The sequence below is a fragment of the Polaromonas sp. P4_H1 genome (assembly GCF_056400945.1).
Map to the genome: position 1 here is coordinate 1 of NZ_JBFUKG010000007.1, position 19,635 is coordinate 19,635.

Genomic DNA, 19,635 nt, shown 5'->3' on the forward strand with positions numbered 1-19,635 from the left:
CTCTGCAAGCCCGGCTCCGCCTTCGGTGGCATAGCGCTGCAGCCATTTGTAGCCCGTCTGCGGGCTGATCCCGAAGCGCCGGCACAGCTCACGGCGATTCGCTCCATCTTTCGTAGCCAGTGCGACAAATTCCTGTTTCAGACTCATGGTGTCTTGTGCTTTCCAAGGCATGGTGATCCTCCGGCAAATTCGCCGGAAAGTGTCCACCATGTCCCCGCACACCTGTCACCTATGTCCCCGGTCTATACACGAAGCAAAAGAAAAGTGAGTAGCCGCCGGGCTACCCCCGGCCAGCAACCCTCAGCAAAGCCAACCAAATCCAAATTCACATCAAGCTAGACAACCCGCGGCAACGGCAGCGCCGTCTTGTAGCGTACCTGCTTGAGCGCAAAACTGGAGCGGATTTTTTCGATACCGGGAATCGGCGTGAGCTGCTCCAGAATGAATTTCTCCAGCGCCCCGATGTCGGCCACCGCCACGCGGATCAGGTAGTCGCTGTCGCCGGTCATCAAATAGCACTCCATCACTTCGTCATGCTCGGCAATGCGCCGCTCAAACTCGCCCAGCGCCTCCTTGTTTTGCGAACGCAGACTGATGGAGATGAACACACTCAGCCCCAGGCCCAGCGCCTGCGCATTGGCAATGGCCACGTAGCGGTCAATGACCTTGGCGGCCTCCAGCGCCTTGACGCGGGCCAGGCACGGCGAAGGACTTAAATGCACGCGCCGGGCCAGCTCCACGTTGGACAGCGAGCCATCGCGCTGAAGCTCGTCAAGAATCTTCAAATCAAGGTTATCAAGCTGCATAGTCTGTAAATTTAGTCAATTGCAGAATTTTATGCCGCTGGTTACGCATTTATCCCGATATTTAGGCAACACCTTTTGCGGGAAGATGCGTACAGTGGATTTGCCATGAACGATTCCACACCCCACCATCTCCTGATGCAAACCGCCGACGCTTTCACGCCAGACCCTGACCCGCAGGAAACCGCGGAGTGGCGCGAGGCGTTTGAAGCCCTGGCAGCCACGCAGGGCCCGGCCCGCGCGCGGCACATGCTGGACGAGCTGAGCCGTGTTGCCCGCAACCGCCGCATCGGCTGGCAGCCCGAGCTGTCCACGCCCTACATGAACACCATCGGCGTGAACGAGCAGCCGGTCTTCCCCGGCGATCTGGCGCTGGAGGAGCGGCTGGCTTCGCTGATGCGCTGGAACGCGCTGGCCATGGTGGTGCGCGCCAATCAGGCCGAGCTGGGCGGCTCCAGCGAACTGGGTGGCCACATTGCCAGCTATGCCAGCGCCGCCGATCTGTTTGAAACCGGCTTTAACCACTTCTTTCATGCGCGCGAGGGCCTGGGTGAAGGCCAGCATCGCGGCGACCTGGTGTTCTTCCAGCCGCACAGCGCGCCCGGTGTGTATGCGCGCGCCTACCTGGAAGGCCGGCTCACTGAAAAGGACTTGAGCTTTTACCGCCAGGAACTCACCGCACCCGGCCAGGGTGCGCAAGGCCTGTCCAGCTATCCGCACCCCTACCTGATGCCCGGGTTCTGGCAGTTCCCGACAGGCTCCATGGGCATAGGCCCGATCAGCTCGATCTACCACGCGCGCTTCATGCGCTACCTCACGCACCGGCGGCTGCTCGACTGCAGCAGCCGCAAGGTCTGGGGCGTGTTCGGCGACGGCGAGATGGACGAGCCCGAGTCCATGAGCGCCCTCACCCTGGCGGCGCGCGAAGGGCTGGACAACCTGGTCTGGGTTGTCAACTGCAACCTGCAGCGGCTCGACGGCCCGGTGCGCGGCAACGGCCGCATCATCGACGAGCTGGAAAAACTCTTTGCCGGCGCCGGCTGGAACGTCATCAAGCTGGTCTGGGGCAGCGACTGGGACGGCCTGTTTGCGCGCGACCTGACCGGCGCGCTGACGCAGGCCTTTGCCCACACGGTGGATGGCCAGATGCAGACCTTTGCCGCCAAGGACGGCCGCTTTAACCGCGACAACTTCTTCGGACAAAACGAAGAACTGGCCCGGCTGGCCCAGGGCATGACCGACGAACAGATTGACCGCCTCAAGCGCGGCGGCCACGACCTGGTGAAAATCCATGCGGCCTATGCAGCGGCGGCCAACCACAAAGGCCAACCCACGGTGATCCTGGCGCACACCAAAAAAGGCTATGGCATGGGTAGCGCCGGCCAGGGCAAGATGACCACGCATTCGCAAAAGAAATTTGACGAGACCGATCTGCTGGAGTTTCGCAACCGCTTCAATTTGCCCTTGACCGACGAGCAGGCCAAACACATCGCGTTTTACAAACCCGCCGATGACAGCCCCGAGATGCGCTACATGCACGCGCAGCGTGCGGCCCTGGGTGGCTACCTGCCCAAACGCGACACCACGGCCGAGGTGATTCCGGTACCGGCCTTGCCAAGTTACGCCCAGTTTGCCCTGGGTGCTGCAGCCAAGGAGATGAGCACCACCATGGCCTTTGTGCGCATGCTGGGCAGCCTGCTGAAGGACCCGGCCCTGGGCCCGAAGATCGTGCCCATCGTGGCGGACGAAGCGCGTACCTTCGGCATGGCCAACCTGTTCAAGCAGGTGGGCATTTACTCCAGTGTGGGGCAACGCTACGCACCCGAAGACATCGGCTCGGTGCTGAGCTACCGCGAAGCGCTCGACGGGCAAATCCTGGAAGAAGGCATCAGCGAAGCCGGCGCCATGGCCAGTTGGACGGCCGCGGCCACCAGCTACAGCGTCCATGGCCTGGCCATGCTGCCGTTTTATATCTATTACTCGATGTTCGGCTTTCAGCGCGTCGGCGACCAGATCTGGGCCGCGGCCGACCAGCGGGCGCGCGGCTTCCTGCTGGGCGCCACTTCAGGCCGCACCACGCTGGGTGGCGAGGGGTTGCAGCACCAGGACGGCTCCAGCCACTTGATCGCCGCCACCATTCCCAACTGCAAGGCCTATGACCCGACCTTTGCCTGCGAGCTGGCCGTCATCATCGACCAGGGCATGCGCGAAATGATGGTGGAGCAAAAAGACGTGTTTTACTACGTCACGATGATGAACGAGAACTACGCCCAGCCCGACCTGCGGCCAGGCTCGGAGGCGGACATCATTCGCGGATGCTATCAATTCAATAGCTATCAAGGTCCGACAAGCGAAGGAAAATCAGCCAGGAAGCCACAACAGGTGACGCTGATGGGTTCGGGGGCCATCCTGACCGAGGTGATCAAGGCGGCGCAGCAACTGGCAGACGAGGGCATTCATGCCACCGTTTACAGCGTGACCAGCTGGAGCGAGCTCGCACGCGATGGCGCGGCTTGCCAGCAGCGGATGCTCAATGGCCACACCACGCCCAAAGACGCGCAGAGTGAAGCATTCATTACCCGGCAACTGCACGCCAGCCAGGGGCCCATCATTGCCGCCACCGACTACGTGCGTGCCGTGCCCGAAAGCGTTCGCGCTTTCCTGCCCGAAGGCCGCGCCTACCTGACGCTGGGCACCGACGGCTTCGGCCGCAGCGACACGCGGGCCGCCTTGCGCGAATTTTTTGGTGTCAATGCGCAAAGCATCGTCAACGCCGCACGGCATCTGCTGAAGGCTTGAACCCGCACCCAGCGTGAGGGGTTCGGCAAGGCGGCGCTGGCCGCCTGCCGGGTTCAATTGACCTCAACCCAGCATTCACGGCCGGCATTGGCGCCCGTCTGAAGTCATGCAGCTACGTGGTGCTAGACCCGTTCGTAGAGCGTGACGACACAGGCGCCGCCGAGACCGAGGTTGTGCTGCAGCGCCAGGCGGGCGCCGGCGACCTGCCGCTTGTCGGCATTGCCACGCAGCTGCTGGACCAGTTCGGTGCATTGGGCCAGGCCCGTCGCGCCGAGCGGATGCCCTTTGGAGAGCAGACCGCCGGAGGGGTTGGTGACAAAGCGTCCGCCATAGGTGTTGTCGCCATCCAGCACAAACTTCTCCGCGCCGCCATCGGTGCACAGGTCCAGCGCCTCATACGTCAGCAGTTCGTTGTGGGCAAAGCAGTCATGCAACTCCACCACCTGGATGTCCTGCGGGCCGACACCCGCCTGCGCATACACCTGCCGCGCCGCATCCCGCGTCATGTCCACGCCGACCAGCTGGCGCATGTCGTGCGCATCAAACGTGGAAGAGCGGTCAGTGGTCATGGCCTGGGCCCTGATGCGCACCGACCGGTCCAGGCCATGGCGCTGCGCGAACGCGTCACTGCACACGACAGCCGCGGCGCCGCCACAGGTGGGCGGGCAGGCCATCAGACGGGTCATCACACCCGGCCACATCACCGGCGCATTGAGCACGTCTTCTTCGGTAAGGACCTGCCTGAACAGCGCGAGCGGGTTATTGGCCGCGTGACGGCTGGCCTTGGCGCGGATTTTCGCGAAGGTGCTCAGCTTCGTGCCGTATTGCTGCATGTGGGCGAGGCCGGCCCCGCCAAAATAACGCAGCGCCAGCGGCACGCCCTCGACCTGCAGCAGCGCATCGGCCTCTGCCTCGAAGCGGTCAAAGGGCGTGGGGCGGTCGTCGTACACCGAGCCCAGGGCGCCGGGATTCATCTGCTCGAAACCGACCGCCAGCGCACAATCCACGCTGCCCGAGGCCACCGCCTGGCGTGCCAGAAAGAGCGCGGTCGAGCCGGTCGAGCAATTGTTGTTGACGTTGAACACCGGCACACCGGACATGCCGACAGCATAGGCTGAACGTTGCCCGCTGCACGAGTCGCCATAGACATAACCGGCATATACCTGCTGCACCTCGTGGTAGTCGAGATGCGCGTCTTGCAGTGCGGCCCGAATGGCCTGCGCGCCCATCACGTCGTAGGACTGGCTCGCGCCTGGCTTGGCGAAAGGGATCATGCCGACCCCGGCGACAAAAACATCTCGTGCCATGCTTATCTCCTGAATAGTGCGGACCGGTCGCGTGAAATCAAGCGGTGAACATCGTGCGCCCGCGATCGAGTGCCACACGGCAGTCAGCGACCATGCGTGCCATCAATTCCGCGCAAGTCGGGATGTCATGGATCAGCCCCACCACCTGGCTGGCCCATACCAGCCCGTCATCCACGTCGCCACTTTCCAGGGCGGCTCGCCCACGCGCGCCCGCCACCAGATGGTGGATGTCATTGAACTCGCAGCCACCGGGCTGCCGCTCCAGCGCCACCACCTCGCTTGAAATGGCGTTCTTGAGTACCCGGCCGGTGTTGTGCAGCGTCCTGAAGATCAGTTGCGTGTCGCGTTCGCCTGCATGGATCAGCGCCTGCTTGATGTGCTCATGGATGGGTGCCTCCTGCGTCGCGCAAAACCGGGTGCCCATGTTGATGCCTTCAGCGCCCAATGCCAGCGCCGCCGCCATGCCGCGACCATCGGCAATGCCGCCCGAGGCGACCAGCGGAATCTTCACTTGGTCGGCAGCGGCCGCAAACAGCACCAGCCCACCCACGTCGTCTTCACCCGGATGGCCCGCGCATTCAAAGCCGTCGATGGACACGGCATCGACACCATTGCGCTCGGCCGACAGGGCGTGCCGCACGGAGGTGCATTTGTGAACGATCTTGATTCCCGCGGCTTTGGCCTTCAGGATGAATTCCCTCGGATTGTTGCCGGCGGTTTCCAGAATCTTCACACCGCTGTTGATGACGGCATCAAGGTAGTCTTCGTAAGGCGGCGGATTGGCCGAGGGCAGGATCGTCAGGTTCACGCCGAAAGGCTTGTCGGTCATGCTGCGGCAGCGTGCAATCTCGGCCGCCAGCGCCTCAGGCGTGGGCTGGGTCAAGCCCGTCAATACGCCCAGACCGCCCGCGTTTGAGACGGCCGATGCCAGCTCGGCGCGTCCCACCCATTGCATGCCGCCCTGAATGATGGGGTAGCGGATGCCGAGCAATTCAGTGATTCGGTTCTTCATGGTTTGCCTTAAAGGGTTGAAATGACGCGGGCTAGTGGCCCTTGAAAACGGCTGGCCGTTTGGCAAAGAAGGCCTTCGCGGCTTCCTTGAAATCTTCCGTCTGCGTGCTGGCCTTGAAATTTTCGCGTTCAGCGTCGAGCTGCGTGGGCAAGTCGGTCTCGAAGGACTGGCGCATCAGCCGCTTCATGCGGCCGTAGGCCAGGGTAGGCCCGGCAGCCAGCCGCCGGGCCAAGGCCACGGTTTCTTCCTGCAACTTGTCAGCGGGTACCACGCGGTTGACCAGGCCCAGACGCAGCGCTTCGGCCGCGTCAAAAGTTTCCGACAGCAGAGCAATCTGCATCGCGTTGCGCAGCCCCACCAGCCGCGGCAGGCTCCAGGAGCCTGATACGTCACAGCTGGCACCGACATTCGCATAGGCGAGGTTAAAGCGCGTACTGTCGGCTGCGATGACCAGGTCGCAGGCCATGGAGAGGCTCAAGGAGCCCCCCGCGACCACGCCGTGCAGGCTGGCAATCACGGGGGCATTGAGTCCGGCCAGCAGCACGACCGCCTCGTGCAAGCGGCCGATCAGATCGTGTGCCGTCGCCGCAGAGTCGTGCTGCAGCGCGGCCAGGTCGCCGCCCACGCCAAAGGCGCGGCCTTCGCCTCGGATGACAACCACCCGCAGCTGCGGGTCGTCCGCCAGCGACTGGCAAGCCGCCAGAAATGCGCTGGCCGTCGGCACGTCCAGTGCGTTCATGGCCGAGGGGCGGTTAAAGGTCATCGTCGCCATGCCGCCTTCGCATGTCAAGATCACCGGGTTTGAATTTGAAGCGCTCATGAGGTACTTTCTGTTGTGCTGAGTCGGGTCATCAAGCGCTTAATTAACCCGTGTAAGCGCGGCCAAAGATGTTGCGTGCAATCACCCATTTCTGGATCTCGTTCGCACCTTCGTAAATCTCGCCAATCTTGGCGTCGCGGTAGATCGACTCCAAGGGCATCAACTCGCCCGTGGCCGACAACTCGCGTACAAAGCCATAGGCACCACAGACCTGAATCGCATCACGTGCCACGTCGACCGCCAGCCGGCTGCCCACCAGCTTGGCCATGGCTGCCTCGACCTCGGCGCTGCCTTCCACGTCGTAGCGGTAGCCCGCCTTCTGGTAGAGGCTGCGCGCCTGCTCCAGGCCCACTGCATGCTCGGCAAACAGGTACTGCCAGTGCTGCATGCGCGCGAGTTCCCGGCCGAACACCTTGCGCTTGCACATGTAGTCGGCCGCATGGTCGAACGCTGCCTGCGCCATGGCCACACCGATCGCGCCTATCCCCATGCGTCCGAGCGCCAGCGCGCCCAGCGCTACGCGCAGGCCGCCACCTTCGGTGCCGACGACATGGTCGTCCGGCACGAACACGTTCTCAAACACCACGTCGGCCGTCAGCTGCAGGTGGTTGCCCATCTTGAGATCGGGCTTGCCCACCGACACCCCCTCGGCGCGCATGTCGGCCATCAGCATGGTGAGGCGCTCACCGCTGCGGCACAGCACCACAATCCAGTCGGCCACCGGGGAGTTGGTGATCCAGCGTTTGCGGCCATTGATGCGCCAGCCGCCGGCTACCTGGGTCGCCGTGGTTTGCATGGACGTCACTGACAAGTCGGTGCTGGCCTCCGGCTCGCTGGTGGCGAACGAGCCGACAAACTCGCCGCGTATCAGCGCCGGCAGGTATTTGTTGCGAAGCGCGGCCGGTGCTTTTTCAAGCGTTTTGCCGACCAGAATGGCCTGCCCGTCATAGAGGGCAGAGGCCAGCCCCCGACTGTAATAGGCCAGCTCTTCCAGCACGGTGAGGGTCGCCAGTGTGGGAAATTCGAGCCCCCGGCCGCCTACATCTGCCGGAAAGGGAATCGTGTAAAGCCCCGCGCGCGCCATGGCCTCAAACTGCTCGCGCGGAAACGCCTCTTTGGATTCAGGTGTGGTGTTCAAGCGGTGCGCAACCGGGCGCAGCACGTCTTGGGCGAATTCACGCACCTCAGCGCGAATCCGGCGCGTCTCGTCGGGCAGCCACACATCGTGGAACAAGGTGTCGGCTCTGCGGGCTGGATGGGTCATGACGGTCTCCTGGGGTGCGTTCAGAATCACCTGGAATCACCGGGCTGTGCGCGGGCTGGCGCGGCGTCGTGCTGCGGTGGCCGGTGCGGGTTCAAGGGGTACGGGCAATGCCGGCGCCGGTTCGGCCGGGCGTTTGCGCAGAAGGGGTTTGGTTTTGCCGCTGCACAGGCCATTGGCCAGCAAAGCGATGCATTGCTGCGCGATGTCGTCTGGGCTCAAGGCCCCATCGGACCGGTACCAGCGTCCAATCCAGCTCAGCGCGCCTGCCAGCGTGAAGGCGGCGATCTTGGGGTCACAGGGCGCGATGGAGCCTTCCTCGATGCCAAGCCGGATCAGTTCACGGAACTCTTTGTCGATTGCGGCCTTCATGCGCCTTAGCTTGCGCTGGCTTTCCGGTGGCAGCGGGTCTTCGCCCACGCGGATCAGGCACATGCCAAAGTCCATGGTCACGATCTCGGTGTATTTGTGCATGGCGGCCACCAGCTTGTCCATCGCGCTGCCACCGGAGGCACCCACCTCCGTGATCGCGTCCTGCAGCATCGTGAGGCCAATACGCACGCATTCGTAAAGAATTTCGTCCTTGCTCTTGACGTAGTAGTACAGCGTCGGCTTGGTGACATGCAGCCGCTCGGCGACCTCGTCCAGCGTGCTGGCCTGGTAGCCTTTTTCGTTGAACACCTGTGCTGCCATGCGCAGCACCGCCTCGCGCTTGTCTGTGCGAACCTTCTCGCGTTCGGTAGTGGGGGCCCAGGGGGAGACGAGCTTTCGAGCAGTCAAGATATTTCAATTCCTGTGGGGTAGGGTGGAGCGGGATGCCGTGGCGAGATGGAGTTTGCGTAGCGTTCAGCGGTACAGCGCCTCAATTTCGGCCGCATAGGTTTTGTAGATGCTGGCCCGGCGCACCTTCATGGTCGCCGTAACTTCACCGTCATCGTGGTCCAGCTCCTTGGTCAGCAAATGAAAGCGCCGGATACGTGACACTTCGGCCAGCAGGGCGTTGCCCTTGTCCACTTCGGCTTGAACCAGTTCACGCACCTCGGCCGTTTCAACCAGCGAGCGGAAATGCGTAAAGGTCACGTTGCGCGACTCCGCCCATTGCGCCACGGCGTCGTAGTCGATCTGGATCAGCGCACCGACGAACTTGCGCGCGTCGGCGACGATCACGCATTCCTTGATGAACAGGCTGCCCTTCATGGTGTTTTCGATTTCCGACGGCGTCAGGTTCTTGCCGCCGGCGGTGATCATGATGTCCTTGAGCCGGTCGACGATGCGCAGCGAGCCGCCCCTTTCTTCGACGACGTCGCCGGTGTGCAGCCAGCCGTCCACAATGCTGGATGCGGTGGCCTCTGCGTTTTTGTAATAGCCCTTGAACACCACGCCGCCACGAATCTGCAGTTCACCCTGGCTTGAGAGCCGGTGCTCAACGCCCAGGGTCGGCACGCCGACGGTGCCAAAAACCACCTGGTCGTTCCGTTGGCCCAGCACCATGCCGCTGGATTCCGTCATGCCATAGACCTCGACCAGCGGCACGCCCAGCGTGCGAAAGAACTGCACAATGGCCGGCGAGACCGGTGCGGCACCGGTCAGCGCCACGCGGGCCTGGCGCAGGCCGATGAAGTTCTGCAGGGCCCGGAAGATCAGGCTGTAATAAAAGGCAAAGCACAGCTTTTCGCCCAATGAGCGCTGGTGCGCCGCCTTGTGTGCGAACGGCGCACATGCGCGCAGGCCTGCATCGAACAAACGTTGGCGCAGCCCGCCCGACTCATGCATCTTGATGGAGATGGCTGAGTGCAGCTTTTCCCAGATGCGCGGTACGCCCAGAAACATGGTGGGCGCGACTTCGCGCAGGTCTTCCTGCACGGTGCGGATTGATTCACCAAAATCCACGCGTGAGCCCAGGTACAGCGGCACAAAGGCAGTCAGCATCTGCTCGGCCACATGGCACAGCGGCAGGTAGGACAGGTGCGAGGTCTGCGCGGTCAGGCCCAGTCGTTCAATCACGCCCGGCGCCATGGCCGCGATGTTGCCGTAACTGATCATTGCGCCTTTGGGTTTGCCGGTAGAGCCCGAGGTGTAGATGATGAGTGCGGTGTCTTGAAGTTGTTGATGGGCCAGCACTGACTCAATATGCGAAGCATCCAGGGACGCCACGCCGAGCGCTTCGAGCTCCTCAAAGCCCATCACCAGCGCGGGTGCGCGCGCCTTCGTCTCTGCCAGCCCTTTCCGTTCAATCATCACAATTTTCCTGAGCCGGGGCAGCAGGTCGCGTGCGTCAAGCACCTTGTCAGACTGTTCCTGGTCTTCGCAGATCACCACCTCGGCATCCGCGTGGGCCAGTACATAGGCAATCTCGTTGGTCGGGCTGGTCGGGTAGACGCCCACCGTGACGCCCCCGACCAGACCCGCGCCTAACTGGGTCAGCACCCACTCGACACGGTTCTCGGACAGCACGCCCACATGGCCACCCTCTGACAAGCCCGCAGCACGCAAACCCAGGCCCACCTGTTGTGCGCGCTGAAAGTAGTGGCCCCAGGTCAGCGGCTTCCAGATGCCGTGTTCCTTCTGGCGGATCGCCACTGAAGCGGTGCGGCGCTGTGCCTGCTCACGCAGCATCTGGGGCAGTGTCAGTGTGTAGGTCATCTCAGTCATGAAAGAAGGTCCGGTGGTTTGGTGCGGTGCTGGGGGCTTATGACAGCCAGCGCTTGCGGCGCTTGTAATGCTTGAGATCCTTGAAGCTCCTGGCGCCGCCCTCGCTGCCAACGCCGAGGTAAAACTCGCGCACATCGGGGTCGGCGGCGAGTTTCTCTGCGCTGTTGTCGATCACCACCTTGCCGGTTTCCATGATGTAGCCGTAGTGCGCCACCGCCAGTGCGATGGACGCGTTTTGTTCCACCAGCAGCATGGAGACGCCGCGCTCCGCATTGATGCGGGCGATGATCTCGAAAATGGTCTCCACCAGCACCGGCGACAGGCCCAGCGAGGGCTCGTCCAGCAGCATCAGCTTGGGCTCGGCAATCAGCGCCCGGCCAATCGCCAGCATCTGCTGCTCACCGCCAGAGAGGTAACCCGCCAGGCTGCGCCGGCGTTCATGCAGGCGCGGAAAGTAGTCGTACACCTTGTCGAAATCAGCCTTGCCCGCACGTTTCCCGGTCAGTGCATAGGTGGCTGCCACCAGGTTTTCTTCGATGGTGAGGTCTTCAAATACATGCCGGCCTTCCATCACATGGAAGACGCCGGCACGAACCAGCGCGTGCGGCGCGATGCCGCGCGTGTCCTGGCTGTCAAAGCGGATGTCGCCGCGCGTCATTTCCCCATCCTGCAGCGCCAGCAGGCTGGAAATGGCTTTCAGTGTGGTGGACTTGCCTGCGCCATTGCTGCCGAGCAAGGCCACGATTTGCCCACGTGGAACTGCCAGTGACAGACCGCGCAACACCTGAATCGCCTTGTTGTAGACGACCTCGATGTTGTTGACTTCCAGAATGGCGTTGCTGTCGATTGCCACGGTTTTTTCCATCATGGTGTGGTCATTTATTACTGCAGACTGATCCACTCGGAGGCCGGCACCATCTTCTGCTGCTTGAAGTCGGCCCGGTAGATGCGGCCCACGGGAATGGAGTTGCCCTTGATCGACAAGGGCACGCCAATGACGCCGCCGGTGTCGAAATTGCGGATCGAGCTGAGCGCGGTTTTCATGTTCTTGCCGGTCAGCTCATTGCCCGCGTCCAACGTGCGTTTGGCAGCCTCGGTCAGCAGCATGGCGCTCAGGAAGCCCTGCATGTAGCCTGTGCTCTGGTACTCGGGGCGCATCTTGCGGATGCGCTCCAGCATCGGCGCTTTGCCTTCGGTGTCGTAGTAGTAACGGTAAGGCATGACGCCCAGAAAACCATCGACATTCGCGCCCATGCGCATGACGGTCGAGTTGTCCATGCTCCAGAAGGTGCCCATGAACGCGGTCTTGAGATTCAGGGCCTTGGCCTGGTTGATGAATTCAGGAATTGGTGCCGAGACGTAGCCGTGAAAGATGGTGTAGTCGGGGTCCGCGCGGCGCAGCTTGATGACCTCGGCCGACACGTCCACGCTGCTCGGCGGCGTGACGATTTCGCTGACCAGGTTCAGGCCCAGTTTCTTGGCCTCGGTCCGTGCGGCGTCGACCGGGTCGCGGCCGAACTCGGTGTCCGAGTACACAAGCGCGACCTTGGCGCCGGGTTTGGTCTTGGCGATGTACTGCAGCAGGATGCCGACCATCTCGCTGTAATTGGGGCCCACCATGAACTGCAGCGGGTACTTCTGCGCGTCACTGATTTCCTTGGCGAACGAGGCGCCGGTCATCAGGATGTTCTGGTTGCGCTCCAGTTCGGGGTTGACGGTTTTGACAAACGCGGTGGAGTCGGCGTAGTAAAGGCTGACCTTGTTCTGGCTGGTAATTTTCTTGAATGCCGCCATCGACTGGTCAACCTTGTAGCCGGTGTCCTCGGGCACGTAGCGCACCTTGCGGCCTTTGATGCCGCCACCCTCGTTGAGAATGGTCAGGTAATCCTTGATGCCCTGGTCGATGCCTATGCCCGCAAAGGCGAACACGCCCGTCAGCGGTATAGAGCCGCCCAACACGATGTCTTCTTGCGGTGCTGTTTTCGGAGGCGTCTTTTGTGCCAGCGCGGCGGGCGCTATGGCCAAGGCGGCGGCGGCGAGCGTCGCCAGGCAAATTGTTCTGCGGAAGCTTTTCATGGTTGTCTCCTGGTTGATTTAAATGCAGGTTCAGGTACGGAAGGGCCACAGGTGAAACAGCCGGCGGATGCGTCGCCACACCTCCGCCAGGCCATGCGGCTCGAAGATCAGGAACAGCACGATCATCAAACCGAACACGATGGTGCGAACGGGCGACAGAATCAGCGCGGCATTTCCGCCAAAAGACGCCAGGGGCAGCCAGCCCACGATGAGCTTGAGCAACTCGGGCACCAGCGTCATGAACACCGCACCGAGAATGCTGCCCAAGATGCTGCCCATGCCGCCGACGATGACGGCGGCGAGGAAAAAGATCGACATCAGCAGCGGAAAACTCTCGGGCGAGACTGCGCGGAAGAAGTAGGCAAACAGGCCCCCGGCCACGCCGGCGTAAAACGACGAGATCGCAAACGACAACAGCTTGTAGCGCAGCAGCGAGATGCCCAGCACCTCGGCCGAAATATCGCGGTCACGGATGGCGATGAAAGCACGGCCGATGCGGGTGCGAAACAGGTTGACGGCGCCCAGCAGCATCAGCCCCATGACCGGCACGATCACCCAGTACAGCTTGAAGGAGTTGTCCAGCTCGATGCCAAAAAATCGCGCTGGTGGCACCGTCAAGCCGCTGCTGCCACCGGTCAAACTGCTGAAATGCGAGAAGATGAAATGCGCGATGACACCCGCCGCAATGGTGGCAATCGCCAGGTACAGGCCTTTCACGCGCAGCGACGGCAAACCGACCAGCACACCGGCGAGCATGGCGACGCAGCCACCGGCCAGCAGGTTGACCACAAAAGGCAGGCCAAAGCGGATCTGCAAAATCGCCACCGTGTAGGCACCCAGCCCCATGAAGGCGGCCTGTCCCAGGCTCACGAGGCCGGTGTAGCCGGTCAGGATATTGAGCCCACTGGTGCTGGCGATGTTGATGGCCACCAGGCACGCAAGGTAGAGCCAGTATTCGCTGGCGACAAAGGGGAAGGCACACAAGGTCAGAGCGAGTACACCCATCCAGACGCGCTGGGTGGTGCTGTCGAACAGGGCGGTGTCGCCCGCGTAGCTTTCTTTGGCAGAACCAATGCGCATCAGAGCCTCTCAATTTCGTGGGTGCCGAACAGGCCGTAGGGCCTGACCATCAGAATCAATACCAGCAGGCTGAAGGTGGCCAGAATTTTGTATTCACCGCCCAAATAGAAGCCGGTTAAGGCCTCGACCAGGCCCACCAGAATGCCGCCCACCAGTGCGCCGAGCACACTGTCGAGCCCGCCGAAGATCACCACCACCAGCACCGACAGGCCGAACACGCCCATGGCGGATGAGATGCCACCGATCGATCCCACCACGATGCCGGCGACGCCCGCGATCATGGCCGCAGCCACCCACGCCAGCGAAAACACGCGCGGCACGTTGATGCCCATGGAGTACGCCGCAGCCTGGTCCGACGCCGTGGCCCGCAGCGCCACGCCGCCGCGCCAGAAGCGAAACACCAGCAGCACCACCACGATCAACAGCACGGCAATCCAGAAGCCGTAGAAGATCTTGGGCGACACAAAAGCCTCGCCAATCTCGATCGGTTTGGACGGCAAAAATTCAGGCAGGCGCTGCTGGTCGGCGGTCCAGATCAGCTCGACCAGCCCGACCAGAATCGACGAGAGGCCGACCGTGACCATGAAGGAGGAAATTGGCGATTCACCCAGCATGGGCCGGATCATGGTGCGCTCTACCAGCGCGCCAAACGCGCCCGATACCAGCAGCGCGCCGGGTATCGCCAGCCAGATCGGCAAGCCCATGCCCGCCGAAAACGCAAAGAAAATGTAGGCGCTGATCATCAGCATTTCGCCGATGGCGATGTTCACCACCCGCGTGGCCTTGTAGATCATCACGAAAGCCAGGCCCGTCAGCGCATACAGGCCACCGGTGCCTAGTCCGGCCAGGCTGATTTCGAACAGCAGCCACCAGTCGATGTTCATGCTGCAAGCCTCTCGTCCTTGTCCATGCCTGCCCGCTTGCCGGCCTGCGCGGCTTGCTGGAATCTTGCGCGCAGCGCTTCGATGTTGCCCGAGCCCAGATAGGCCTTGATGACCTCCGGGTTGGCCTGCACTTCGGCCGGCGTGCCGTCGGCAATTACCTGGCCAAAGTTCAGCACCACCACATGGTCCGACAGGTCCATCACCATGCCCATGTCGTGCTCGACCATCAGCACCGTTACGCCCCACTCGCGCCGCACCTCCAGGATAAAACGCGCCATGTCTTCGGTTTCCTCGCGGTTCATGCCGGCGACAGGTTCATCGAGCAGCAGCAGCTTGGGCTTCATGGCCAGGGCGCGCGCGAGTTCGACGCGCTTTTGCAGGCCATACGACAGCGCTGATACCGGCGCCTTGCGAATGTGGTCGATTTCCAGGAAGTCGATGATGCGGTCCTCGATTTCGCGGCGAAGCTCCTGCTCTTCGCGCCGTGCGGCAGGGCTGTAAAACAGCGCCTGCAAGGGCCCGGTCTTGAGGTGGCAATGGCGGCCGAGCTTGATGTTGTCGAGCACCGTCATGCCGCGAAACAGCGCGATGTTCTGGAAGCTGCGTGCCAGACCCAGCGCGGCCCGCCTGGGCGGTGCCATGCCGTCAAGCGACTGCCCTGCGAAGCGGATGCTGCCAGCGCTGGGGCGATAAAAGCCGGAAATGGTGTTGAACACAGAGGTCTTGCCGGCACCGTTCGGGCCAATCACCGACGTGATGGAGTCGGCTTTCACGCTGAACCCGACGCCGCGCAGCGCCTTGACGCCACCGAAGGTCAGAGTGATATCTTCAACTTCCAGCAAAGAAGGAACTGCTGCAACTTTCACCATGTCTCCTGGTTATTTGAAGGTTCTGGCTAAAAACCTACTTTTAAGTAACTTGGAGAATAATAAGTAGCTTTTCACGCAACCGCAAGCGGGTTTGAATAGTGTTTACCCTGAAGCAAGGGGCCGCCAGGTGAGATGGAGCCAGCAGATTTGGACGGCAACACCGCAAGCGGTGAATCCGCCGGACAGAAGGAGAACGCCGCACCGGGTTCATGGCGCGGTGCCGGGTCAGCGATCAGCGATCAGTGGTCAGCGACCATCAGTCAGCGGCCTGTCCAGCAATTCGCGGATTGCCCGCGGATAGATCAGGTGCTCCTGGCTCAGCACACGGGCGGCCAGCGTGTTCGCGCTGTCTCCCGCAAGAATGGGCACCACCGCCTGGGCCAGGATGGGGCCGTGGTCAAGATCGGCCGTGACCAGGTGCACCGTGGCACCGGCCACCTTGCAGCCCGCATCGATGGCCCGTTGATGGGTATTGAGGCCGGTGAAGGCGGGCAGCAGGGACGGATGAATATTGACCAGCCGACCGGCGTAATGCGCCACAAAAGCGGGCGTCAATATGCGCATGAAGCCGGCCAGCACCACCAGTGCGGGCTGGTAGCTGTCGATGGCGCGCTGCAGCGCTGCGTCAAACGCATCGCGTGAGTCAAATTGCTTGTGATCAATCACCTGCGTCGCAATGCCCAGCCCGGCCGCGGTGGCCAGCCCCGCGGCAGCCGGCTTGTTGCTGATGACGCAGGCCACGCGGGCATGCAGTGTTTCCTGCCACCGCTCTTTTTGCGCTGCATTCGCGATGGCCACCATGTTGGAGCCCGTGCCAGAGATCAAAATAACGATGTTCTTTGGACTGCTTCCCATATTGTTTCTTATCACCTTCTGGTGCCTCTTTCAAATATCACCCTAGTTTATGACCATCAGAACCCTGACCCCGATTGAAGCCCGCGTGCTGGGCACACTCATGGAAAAAGCCCGCACCGTGCCCGACAGTTACCCCCTGAGCCTGAACGCACTCGTGTCGGGCTGCAACCAGAAAACCAGCCGCGACCCCTTGATGGAGGTGAATGACGATGAAGCGCGCGCCGCCATTGACAGCCTGAAAGCACAAAGTCTGGTCTTTGAGGGCAGCTCCAGCCGCGTGCCTCGCTTTGAACACAACTTTCAGCGCGCCGCAGGGGTCAACGAGCCCCAGGCCATGGTGATGGGCCTGCTGATGCTGCGCGGCCCGCAAACCGCCGCCGAGCTGCGCACCAATGGCGAGCGCTGGTACCGGTTTGCCGACTCGGCAGCGGTGGAAACGGTGTTGCTTGAGCTACAACAGCGCGGCGAGGACGGTGGCCAGGCCACGGTGCAAAAACTGCCCCGCGCAGCAGGCGCCCGCGAACAACGCTGGGTTCACCTGCTGTGCGGCGAGCCCGACATCCAGGCCCTGATGGCCAGCGCACCCACGACCGCTGAGGCCGAAGGCCTTCTGGCCCGCGTGACCGCCCTTGAAAACAAGCTGGCCCGGCTCAAGGCAGACAACGCGCAACTGCGCAGCCATGTCCTGAACATCAGCGAGCAACTGGGCATTGCACTGCCTGAAACACCGGATGACGCCCACGATCATTCGCCAAATTAGGCCGGTTTGTCCCCGTTTTGACAGGTCAAAAAGCACATTCGTGCTAAAACCGTGGAAATCGACGGAGACATGTATGGATTTAGCTTTCACCCCTGAAGAGCAGGCATTTCGCGAAGAAATACGCGCCTGGGTTCATGCCAGCCTGCCGGCTGATATTTCGCACAAGGTACACAACGCCCTGCGCCTGTCGCGTGACGACATGCAGCGCTGGGCCAAAATCCTGGGCAAAAAAGGCTGGCTGGGTCACGGTTGGCCCAAGGAATTTGGCGGCCCGGGCTGGAACGCCGTGCAAAAGCACCTGTTTGAAGAAGAATGCGCACTGGCCGGCGCGCCACGTGTCGTGCCCTTTGGCCCAGTGATGGTCGCTCCCGTCATCATGGCCTTCGGCAACGCCGAGCAGCAAAAGCGCTTTCTGCCGGGCATCGCCAGCGGCGACGTCTGGTGGAGCCAGGGCTACAGTGAGCCAGGCTCCGGCTCCGATCTTGCGTCGGTCAAATGCCGGGCCGAACGGCAGGGCGACAAATACATCGTCAATGGCCAGAAAACCTGGACCACGCTGGGCCAGTACGGCGAATGGATTTTCTGCCTGGTGCGCACCTCTACCTCCGGCAAACCGCAAACCGGCATCTCCTTTTTGCTGATCGACATGAAGTCGCCCGGCGTCACAGTGCGCCCCATCAAGCTGCTCGATGGCGAAAGCGAAGTCAACGAGGTCTGGTTTGACAACGTGGAAGTGCCCGCGGAAAACCTGATCGGCGAGGAAAACAAGGGCTGGACCTACGCCAAGCACCTGCTCAGCCACGAGCGCACCAACATTGCCGACGTCAACCGCGCCAAGCGCGAACTGGAACGACTCAAGCGCATCGCCAAAGCGGAAAACGTTTATGACGACATGCGGTTTCGCGACGAGATCGCCAAGCTTGAAGTGGATGTGGTGGCGCTGGAAATGCTGGTGCTGCGCGTGCTGTCCGCTGAAAAATCCGGCAAGAACTCGCTGGACATCGCCGGGCTGCTCAAGATCCGCGGCAGCGAGATCCAGCAGCGTTACAGCGAGCTGATGATGCTGGCCGCCGGCCCGTTCAGCCTGCCTTTCATCGAAGAGGCCATGGAAGCCGGCTGGCAGGGCAACTTCCCGGGCGGCGTGCTGGCCAATGCGCCGCTGGCGTCCACCTATTTCAATATGCGCAAAACCACGATTTACGGCGGCTCCAACGAGGTCCAGCGAAACATCGTTTCACAAGTCGTCTTGGGTTAATGCTGGTTTAAAGGCTGGTTTAAAGGAAAGCACTATGGATTTCGATTTCACCGATGACCAGGAACAACTGCGCGACGCAGTTCGCAAATGGGTGGACAAAGGCTACGACTTCGAACGCAGGCGCAGCATTGAAAAAGCCGGCGGTTTCTCACGCGAGGCCTATGGCCAGCTGGCCGAACTGGGTCTGACAGGCCTGTACATCCCCGAGAACGGCGGTGGCATGGGCATGGGGCCGGTGGAAGGCATGGTGGTCATGGAAGAGCTGGGGCGCGGCATGGTGCTGGAGCCCTTGGCCCAGACCCTGGTCACCAGCGCTGTGCTCTCCGGCTACGCACCCGATGCCGTCAAGGCCGCCTGGCTGCCGAACATTGCCTCGGGCGCAAGCCTGGTGGCGCTGGCTTATCAGGAACGGGCTGCCCGCTACCGGTTGGAACAATGCGAAGCAACAGCAGTTGCAAGCGGCGACGCCTGGTCGCTGACAGCAGTCAAAAGCATAGTACCGGCGGGTGACCTGGCCGACGCCTTCCTTGTGCCAGCCATGGCCAGCGGCAAGCTGGCGCTGTTTCTGGTGGAGCGCACCGCAACAGGTGTTGCCACCCGCGGTTACAGCACCCAGGACGGCGCGCGCGCCGCGGAGGTGACGCTCACAAATGCGCCGGCCAGCCTGGTCACGCTGGAAGGCCTCACCGCGCTCTCGCACGCCATCGACATCGGCATTGCCGCCACCTGCGCCGAAGCGGTGGGCGTGATGGACAAAACGCTAGCTGTCACGGTCGAGTACATGAACACGCGCAAGCAGTTTGGCGTGGCCATCAGCAGCTTCCAGGCACTGCGCCACCGCGTGGCCGACATGAAGATGCAGCTGGAGCTGGCGCGCTCCATGAGCTACTACGCCTCGCTCAAGCTCAATGCGCCGACGGACGAACGCCGCCGGGCGTTGGCCCGCGCCAAGTACCAGCTGGGCGTCTCCATGCGTTTTGTCGGCCAGCAGGCCGTGCAGCTGCATGGCGGCATCGGCGTGACCGACGAATATATCGTCAGCCATTACTTCAAGAAACTGACCCAGCTGGAGATGACGTTTGGCGACACGTTGCACCACCTGGGCGAGGTGTCAAGCCGGATGCAGGAGACGGCCGGCGTGTTTGCCTGAAGGATGAAGGATGAAGGAACAGGCGCGGACCGCCTGGAGCGTGCAGGTATGC

General features: G+C 62.2%; 18 protein-coding genes. 4 read left to right on the forward strand and 14 right to left on the reverse strand.

The genetic code is table 11. The features are described from left to right. Both AC1DS5_RS10635 and AC1DS5_RS10640 read right to left on the reverse strand, forming a co-directional pair. Nucleotides 1–171: helix-turn-helix domain-containing protein (locus tag AC1DS5_RS10635; protein ID WP_477718424.1), on the reverse strand; the 171-nt coding region annotated here is incomplete at its 3' end. Nucleotides 172–335: 164 nt separating this feature from the next. After that, a complete protein-coding gene (locus tag AC1DS5_RS10640) occupies nucleotides 336–806 on the reverse strand; it encodes an Lrp/AsnC family transcriptional regulator (RefSeq protein ID WP_477718223.1) in 471 nt (156 codons plus the stop codon). Nucleotides 807–911: 105 nt separating this feature from the next. Here AC1DS5_RS10640 and mdeB point away from each other — a divergent pair, with 105 nt between their 5' ends. Further along, nucleotides 912–3,602: an alpha-ketoglutarate dehydrogenase gene (mdeB, locus tag AC1DS5_RS10645; protein ID WP_477718224.1), complete on the forward strand. Its 2,691-nt coding sequence runs from the start codon at nucleotides 912–914 to the stop codon at nucleotides 3,600–3,602. 122 nt (nucleotides 3,603–3,724) lie between these two features. Here the strand turns inward: mdeB and AC1DS5_RS10650 are convergent, their stop codons facing one another. The 12 genes from AC1DS5_RS10650 to purN form a co-directional block, all read right to left on the reverse strand. After that, the gene (locus AC1DS5_RS10650) at nucleotides 3,725–4,909 is read right to left on the reverse strand and encodes a lipid-transfer protein (RefSeq protein WP_477718225.1); all 1,185 of its coding nucleotides are present in this window, start codon (nucleotides 4,907–4,909) and stop codon (nucleotides 3,725–3,727) included. A 37-nt stretch (nucleotides 4,910–4,946) separates the two neighbouring features. Beyond that, a complete protein-coding gene (locus AC1DS5_RS10655; RefSeq protein ID WP_477718226.1) occupies nucleotides 4,947–5,921 on the reverse strand; it encodes an NAD(P)H-dependent flavin oxidoreductase in 975 nt (324 codons plus the stop codon). Nucleotides 5,922–5,952: 31 nt separating this feature from the next. Continuing rightward, the gene (locus AC1DS5_RS10660) at nucleotides 5,953–6,741 is read right to left on the reverse strand and encodes an enoyl-CoA hydratase/isomerase family protein (protein WP_477718227.1); all 789 of its coding nucleotides are present in this window, start codon (nucleotides 6,739–6,741) and stop codon (nucleotides 5,953–5,955) included. Between the two features lie 43 nt (nucleotides 6,742–6,784). Next, complete coding sequence (locus tag AC1DS5_RS10665) at nucleotides 6,785–8,005, reverse strand: acyl-CoA dehydrogenase family protein (RefSeq protein WP_477718228.1); 1,221 nt, start codon at nucleotides 8,003–8,005, stop codon at nucleotides 6,785–6,787. Nucleotides 8,006–8,041: 36 nt separating this feature from the next. Then, nucleotides 8,042–8,782: a TetR-type transcription factor C-terminal domain-containing protein gene (locus AC1DS5_RS10670; protein ID WP_477718229.1), complete on the reverse strand. Its 741-nt coding sequence runs from the start codon at nucleotides 8,780–8,782 to the stop codon at nucleotides 8,042–8,044. A 66-nt stretch (nucleotides 8,783–8,848) separates the two neighbouring features. Beyond that, entirely contained in the window at nucleotides 8,849–10,654 is a 1,806-nt protein-coding gene (locus AC1DS5_RS10675) for an AMP-dependent synthetase/ligase (RefSeq protein WP_477718230.1), read from the reverse strand. Between the two features lie 37 nt (nucleotides 10,655–10,691). After that, the gene (locus tag AC1DS5_RS10680; protein WP_011484726.1) at nucleotides 10,692–11,522 is read right to left on the reverse strand and encodes an ABC transporter ATP-binding protein; all 831 of its coding nucleotides are present in this window, start codon (nucleotides 11,520–11,522) and stop codon (nucleotides 10,692–10,694) included. Nucleotides 11,523–11,536: 14 nt separating this feature from the next. Then, nucleotides 11,537–12,730 (reverse strand): ABC transporter substrate-binding protein, encoded by a 1,194-nt coding sequence (locus AC1DS5_RS10685; protein WP_011484727.1) that lies wholly within the window; start codon nucleotides 12,728–12,730, stop codon nucleotides 11,537–11,539. A gap of 30 nt (nucleotides 12,731–12,760) precedes the next feature. Next, nucleotides 12,761–13,810, reverse strand: coding sequence for a branched-chain amino acid ABC transporter permease (locus AC1DS5_RS10690; protein WP_477718231.1), 1,050 nt, complete (start codon nucleotides 13,808–13,810; stop codon nucleotides 12,761–12,763). Then, nucleotides 13,810–14,694, reverse strand: coding sequence for a branched-chain amino acid ABC transporter permease (locus AC1DS5_RS10695; RefSeq protein ID WP_477718232.1), 885 nt, complete (start codon nucleotides 14,692–14,694; stop codon nucleotides 13,810–13,812). The genes AC1DS5_RS10690 and AC1DS5_RS10695 overlap by 1 nt, the downstream gene beginning before the upstream one ends. Beyond that, nucleotides 14,691–15,563 carry an ABC transporter ATP-binding protein gene (locus AC1DS5_RS10700; protein WP_477718233.1) on the reverse strand — a complete coding sequence of 291 codons (873 nt, stop codon included), beginning with the start codon at nucleotides 15,561–15,563 and terminating at the stop codon, nucleotides 14,691–14,693. Before AC1DS5_RS10700 ends, AC1DS5_RS10695 begins: the two co-directional genes overlap by 4 nt. Before the next feature lie 246 nt (nucleotides 15,564–15,809). Then, nucleotides 15,810–16,418 (reverse strand): phosphoribosylglycinamide formyltransferase, encoded by a 609-nt coding sequence (gene purN, locus AC1DS5_RS10705; RefSeq protein WP_477718234.1) that lies wholly within the window; start codon nucleotides 16,416–16,418, stop codon nucleotides 15,810–15,812. A gap of 49 nt (nucleotides 16,419–16,467) precedes the next feature. Here purN and AC1DS5_RS10710 point away from each other — a divergent pair, with 49 nt between their 5' ends. From AC1DS5_RS10710 to AC1DS5_RS10720, 3 genes are all read left to right on the forward strand, one after another. Further along, entirely contained in the window at nucleotides 16,468–17,178 is a 711-nt protein-coding gene (locus AC1DS5_RS10710; RefSeq protein WP_477718235.1) for a YceH family protein, read from the forward strand. A 73-nt stretch (nucleotides 17,179–17,251) separates the two neighbouring features. Further along, the gene (locus AC1DS5_RS10715) at nucleotides 17,252–18,433 is read left to right on the forward strand and encodes an acyl-CoA dehydrogenase family protein (protein WP_477718236.1); all 1,182 of its coding nucleotides are present in this window, start codon (nucleotides 17,252–17,254) and stop codon (nucleotides 18,431–18,433) included. 34 nt (nucleotides 18,434–18,467) lie between these two features. Further along, the gene (locus AC1DS5_RS10720) at nucleotides 18,468–19,583 is read left to right on the forward strand and encodes an acyl-CoA dehydrogenase family protein (protein WP_477718237.1); all 1,116 of its coding nucleotides are present in this window, start codon (nucleotides 18,468–18,470) and stop codon (nucleotides 19,581–19,583) included. Nucleotides 19,584–19,635 lie beyond the last annotated feature (52 nt).

Coding starts and splice junctions, on each gene's coding strand:
- AC1DS5_RS10720 (WP_477718237.1), top strand. CDS start 18,468: ATGGATTTCGATTTCACCGATGACCAGGAACAACTGCGCGACGCAGTT.
- AC1DS5_RS10660 (WP_477718227.1), bottom strand. CDS start 6,741: ATGAGCGCTTCAAATTCAAACCCGGTGATCTTGACATGCGAAGGCGGC.
- AC1DS5_RS10675 (WP_477718230.1), bottom strand. CDS start 10,654: ATGACTGAGATGACCTACACACTGACACTGCCCCAGATGCTGCGTGAG.
- purN (WP_477718234.1), bottom strand. CDS start 16,418: ATGGGAAGCAGTCCAAAGAACATCGTTATTTTGATCTCTGGCACGGGC.
- AC1DS5_RS10695 (WP_477718232.1), bottom strand. CDS start 14,694: ATGAACATCGACTGGTGGCTGCTGTTCGAAATCAGCCTGGCCGGACTA.
- AC1DS5_RS10640 (WP_477718223.1), bottom strand. CDS start 806: ATGCAGCTTGATAACCTTGATTTGAAGATTCTTGACGAGCTTCAGCGC.
- AC1DS5_RS10680 (WP_011484726.1), bottom strand. CDS start 11,522: ATGATGGAAAAAACCGTGGCAATCGACAGCAACGCCATTCTGGAAGTC.
- mdeB (WP_477718224.1), top strand. CDS start 912: ATGAACGATTCCACACCCCACCATCTCCTGATGCAAACCGCCGACGCT.
- AC1DS5_RS10710 (WP_477718235.1), top strand. CDS start 16,468: ATGACCATCAGAACCCTGACCCCGATTGAAGCCCGCGTGCTGGGCACA.
- AC1DS5_RS10685 (WP_011484727.1), bottom strand. CDS start 12,730: ATGAAAAGCTTCCGCAGAACAATTTGCCTGGCGACGCTCGCCGCCGCC.
- AC1DS5_RS10650 (WP_477718225.1), bottom strand. CDS start 4,909: ATGGCACGAGATGTTTTTGTCGCCGGGGTCGGCATGATCCCTTTCGCC.
- AC1DS5_RS10690 (WP_477718231.1), bottom strand. CDS start 13,810: ATGCGCATTGGTTCTGCCAAAGAAAGCTACGCGGGCGACACCGCCCTG.
- AC1DS5_RS10665 (WP_477718228.1), bottom strand. CDS start 8,005: ATGACCCATCCAGCCCGCAGAGCCGACACCTTGTTCCACGATGTGTGG.
- AC1DS5_RS10700 (WP_477718233.1), bottom strand. CDS start 15,563: ATGGTGAAAGTTGCAGCAGTTCCTTCTTTGCTGGAAGTTGAAGATATC.
- AC1DS5_RS10715 (WP_477718236.1), top strand. CDS start 17,252: ATGGATTTAGCTTTCACCCCTGAAGAGCAGGCATTTCGCGAAGAAATA.
- AC1DS5_RS10655 (WP_477718226.1), bottom strand. CDS start 5,921: ATGAAGAACCGAATCACTGAATTGCTCGGCATCCGCTACCCCATCATT.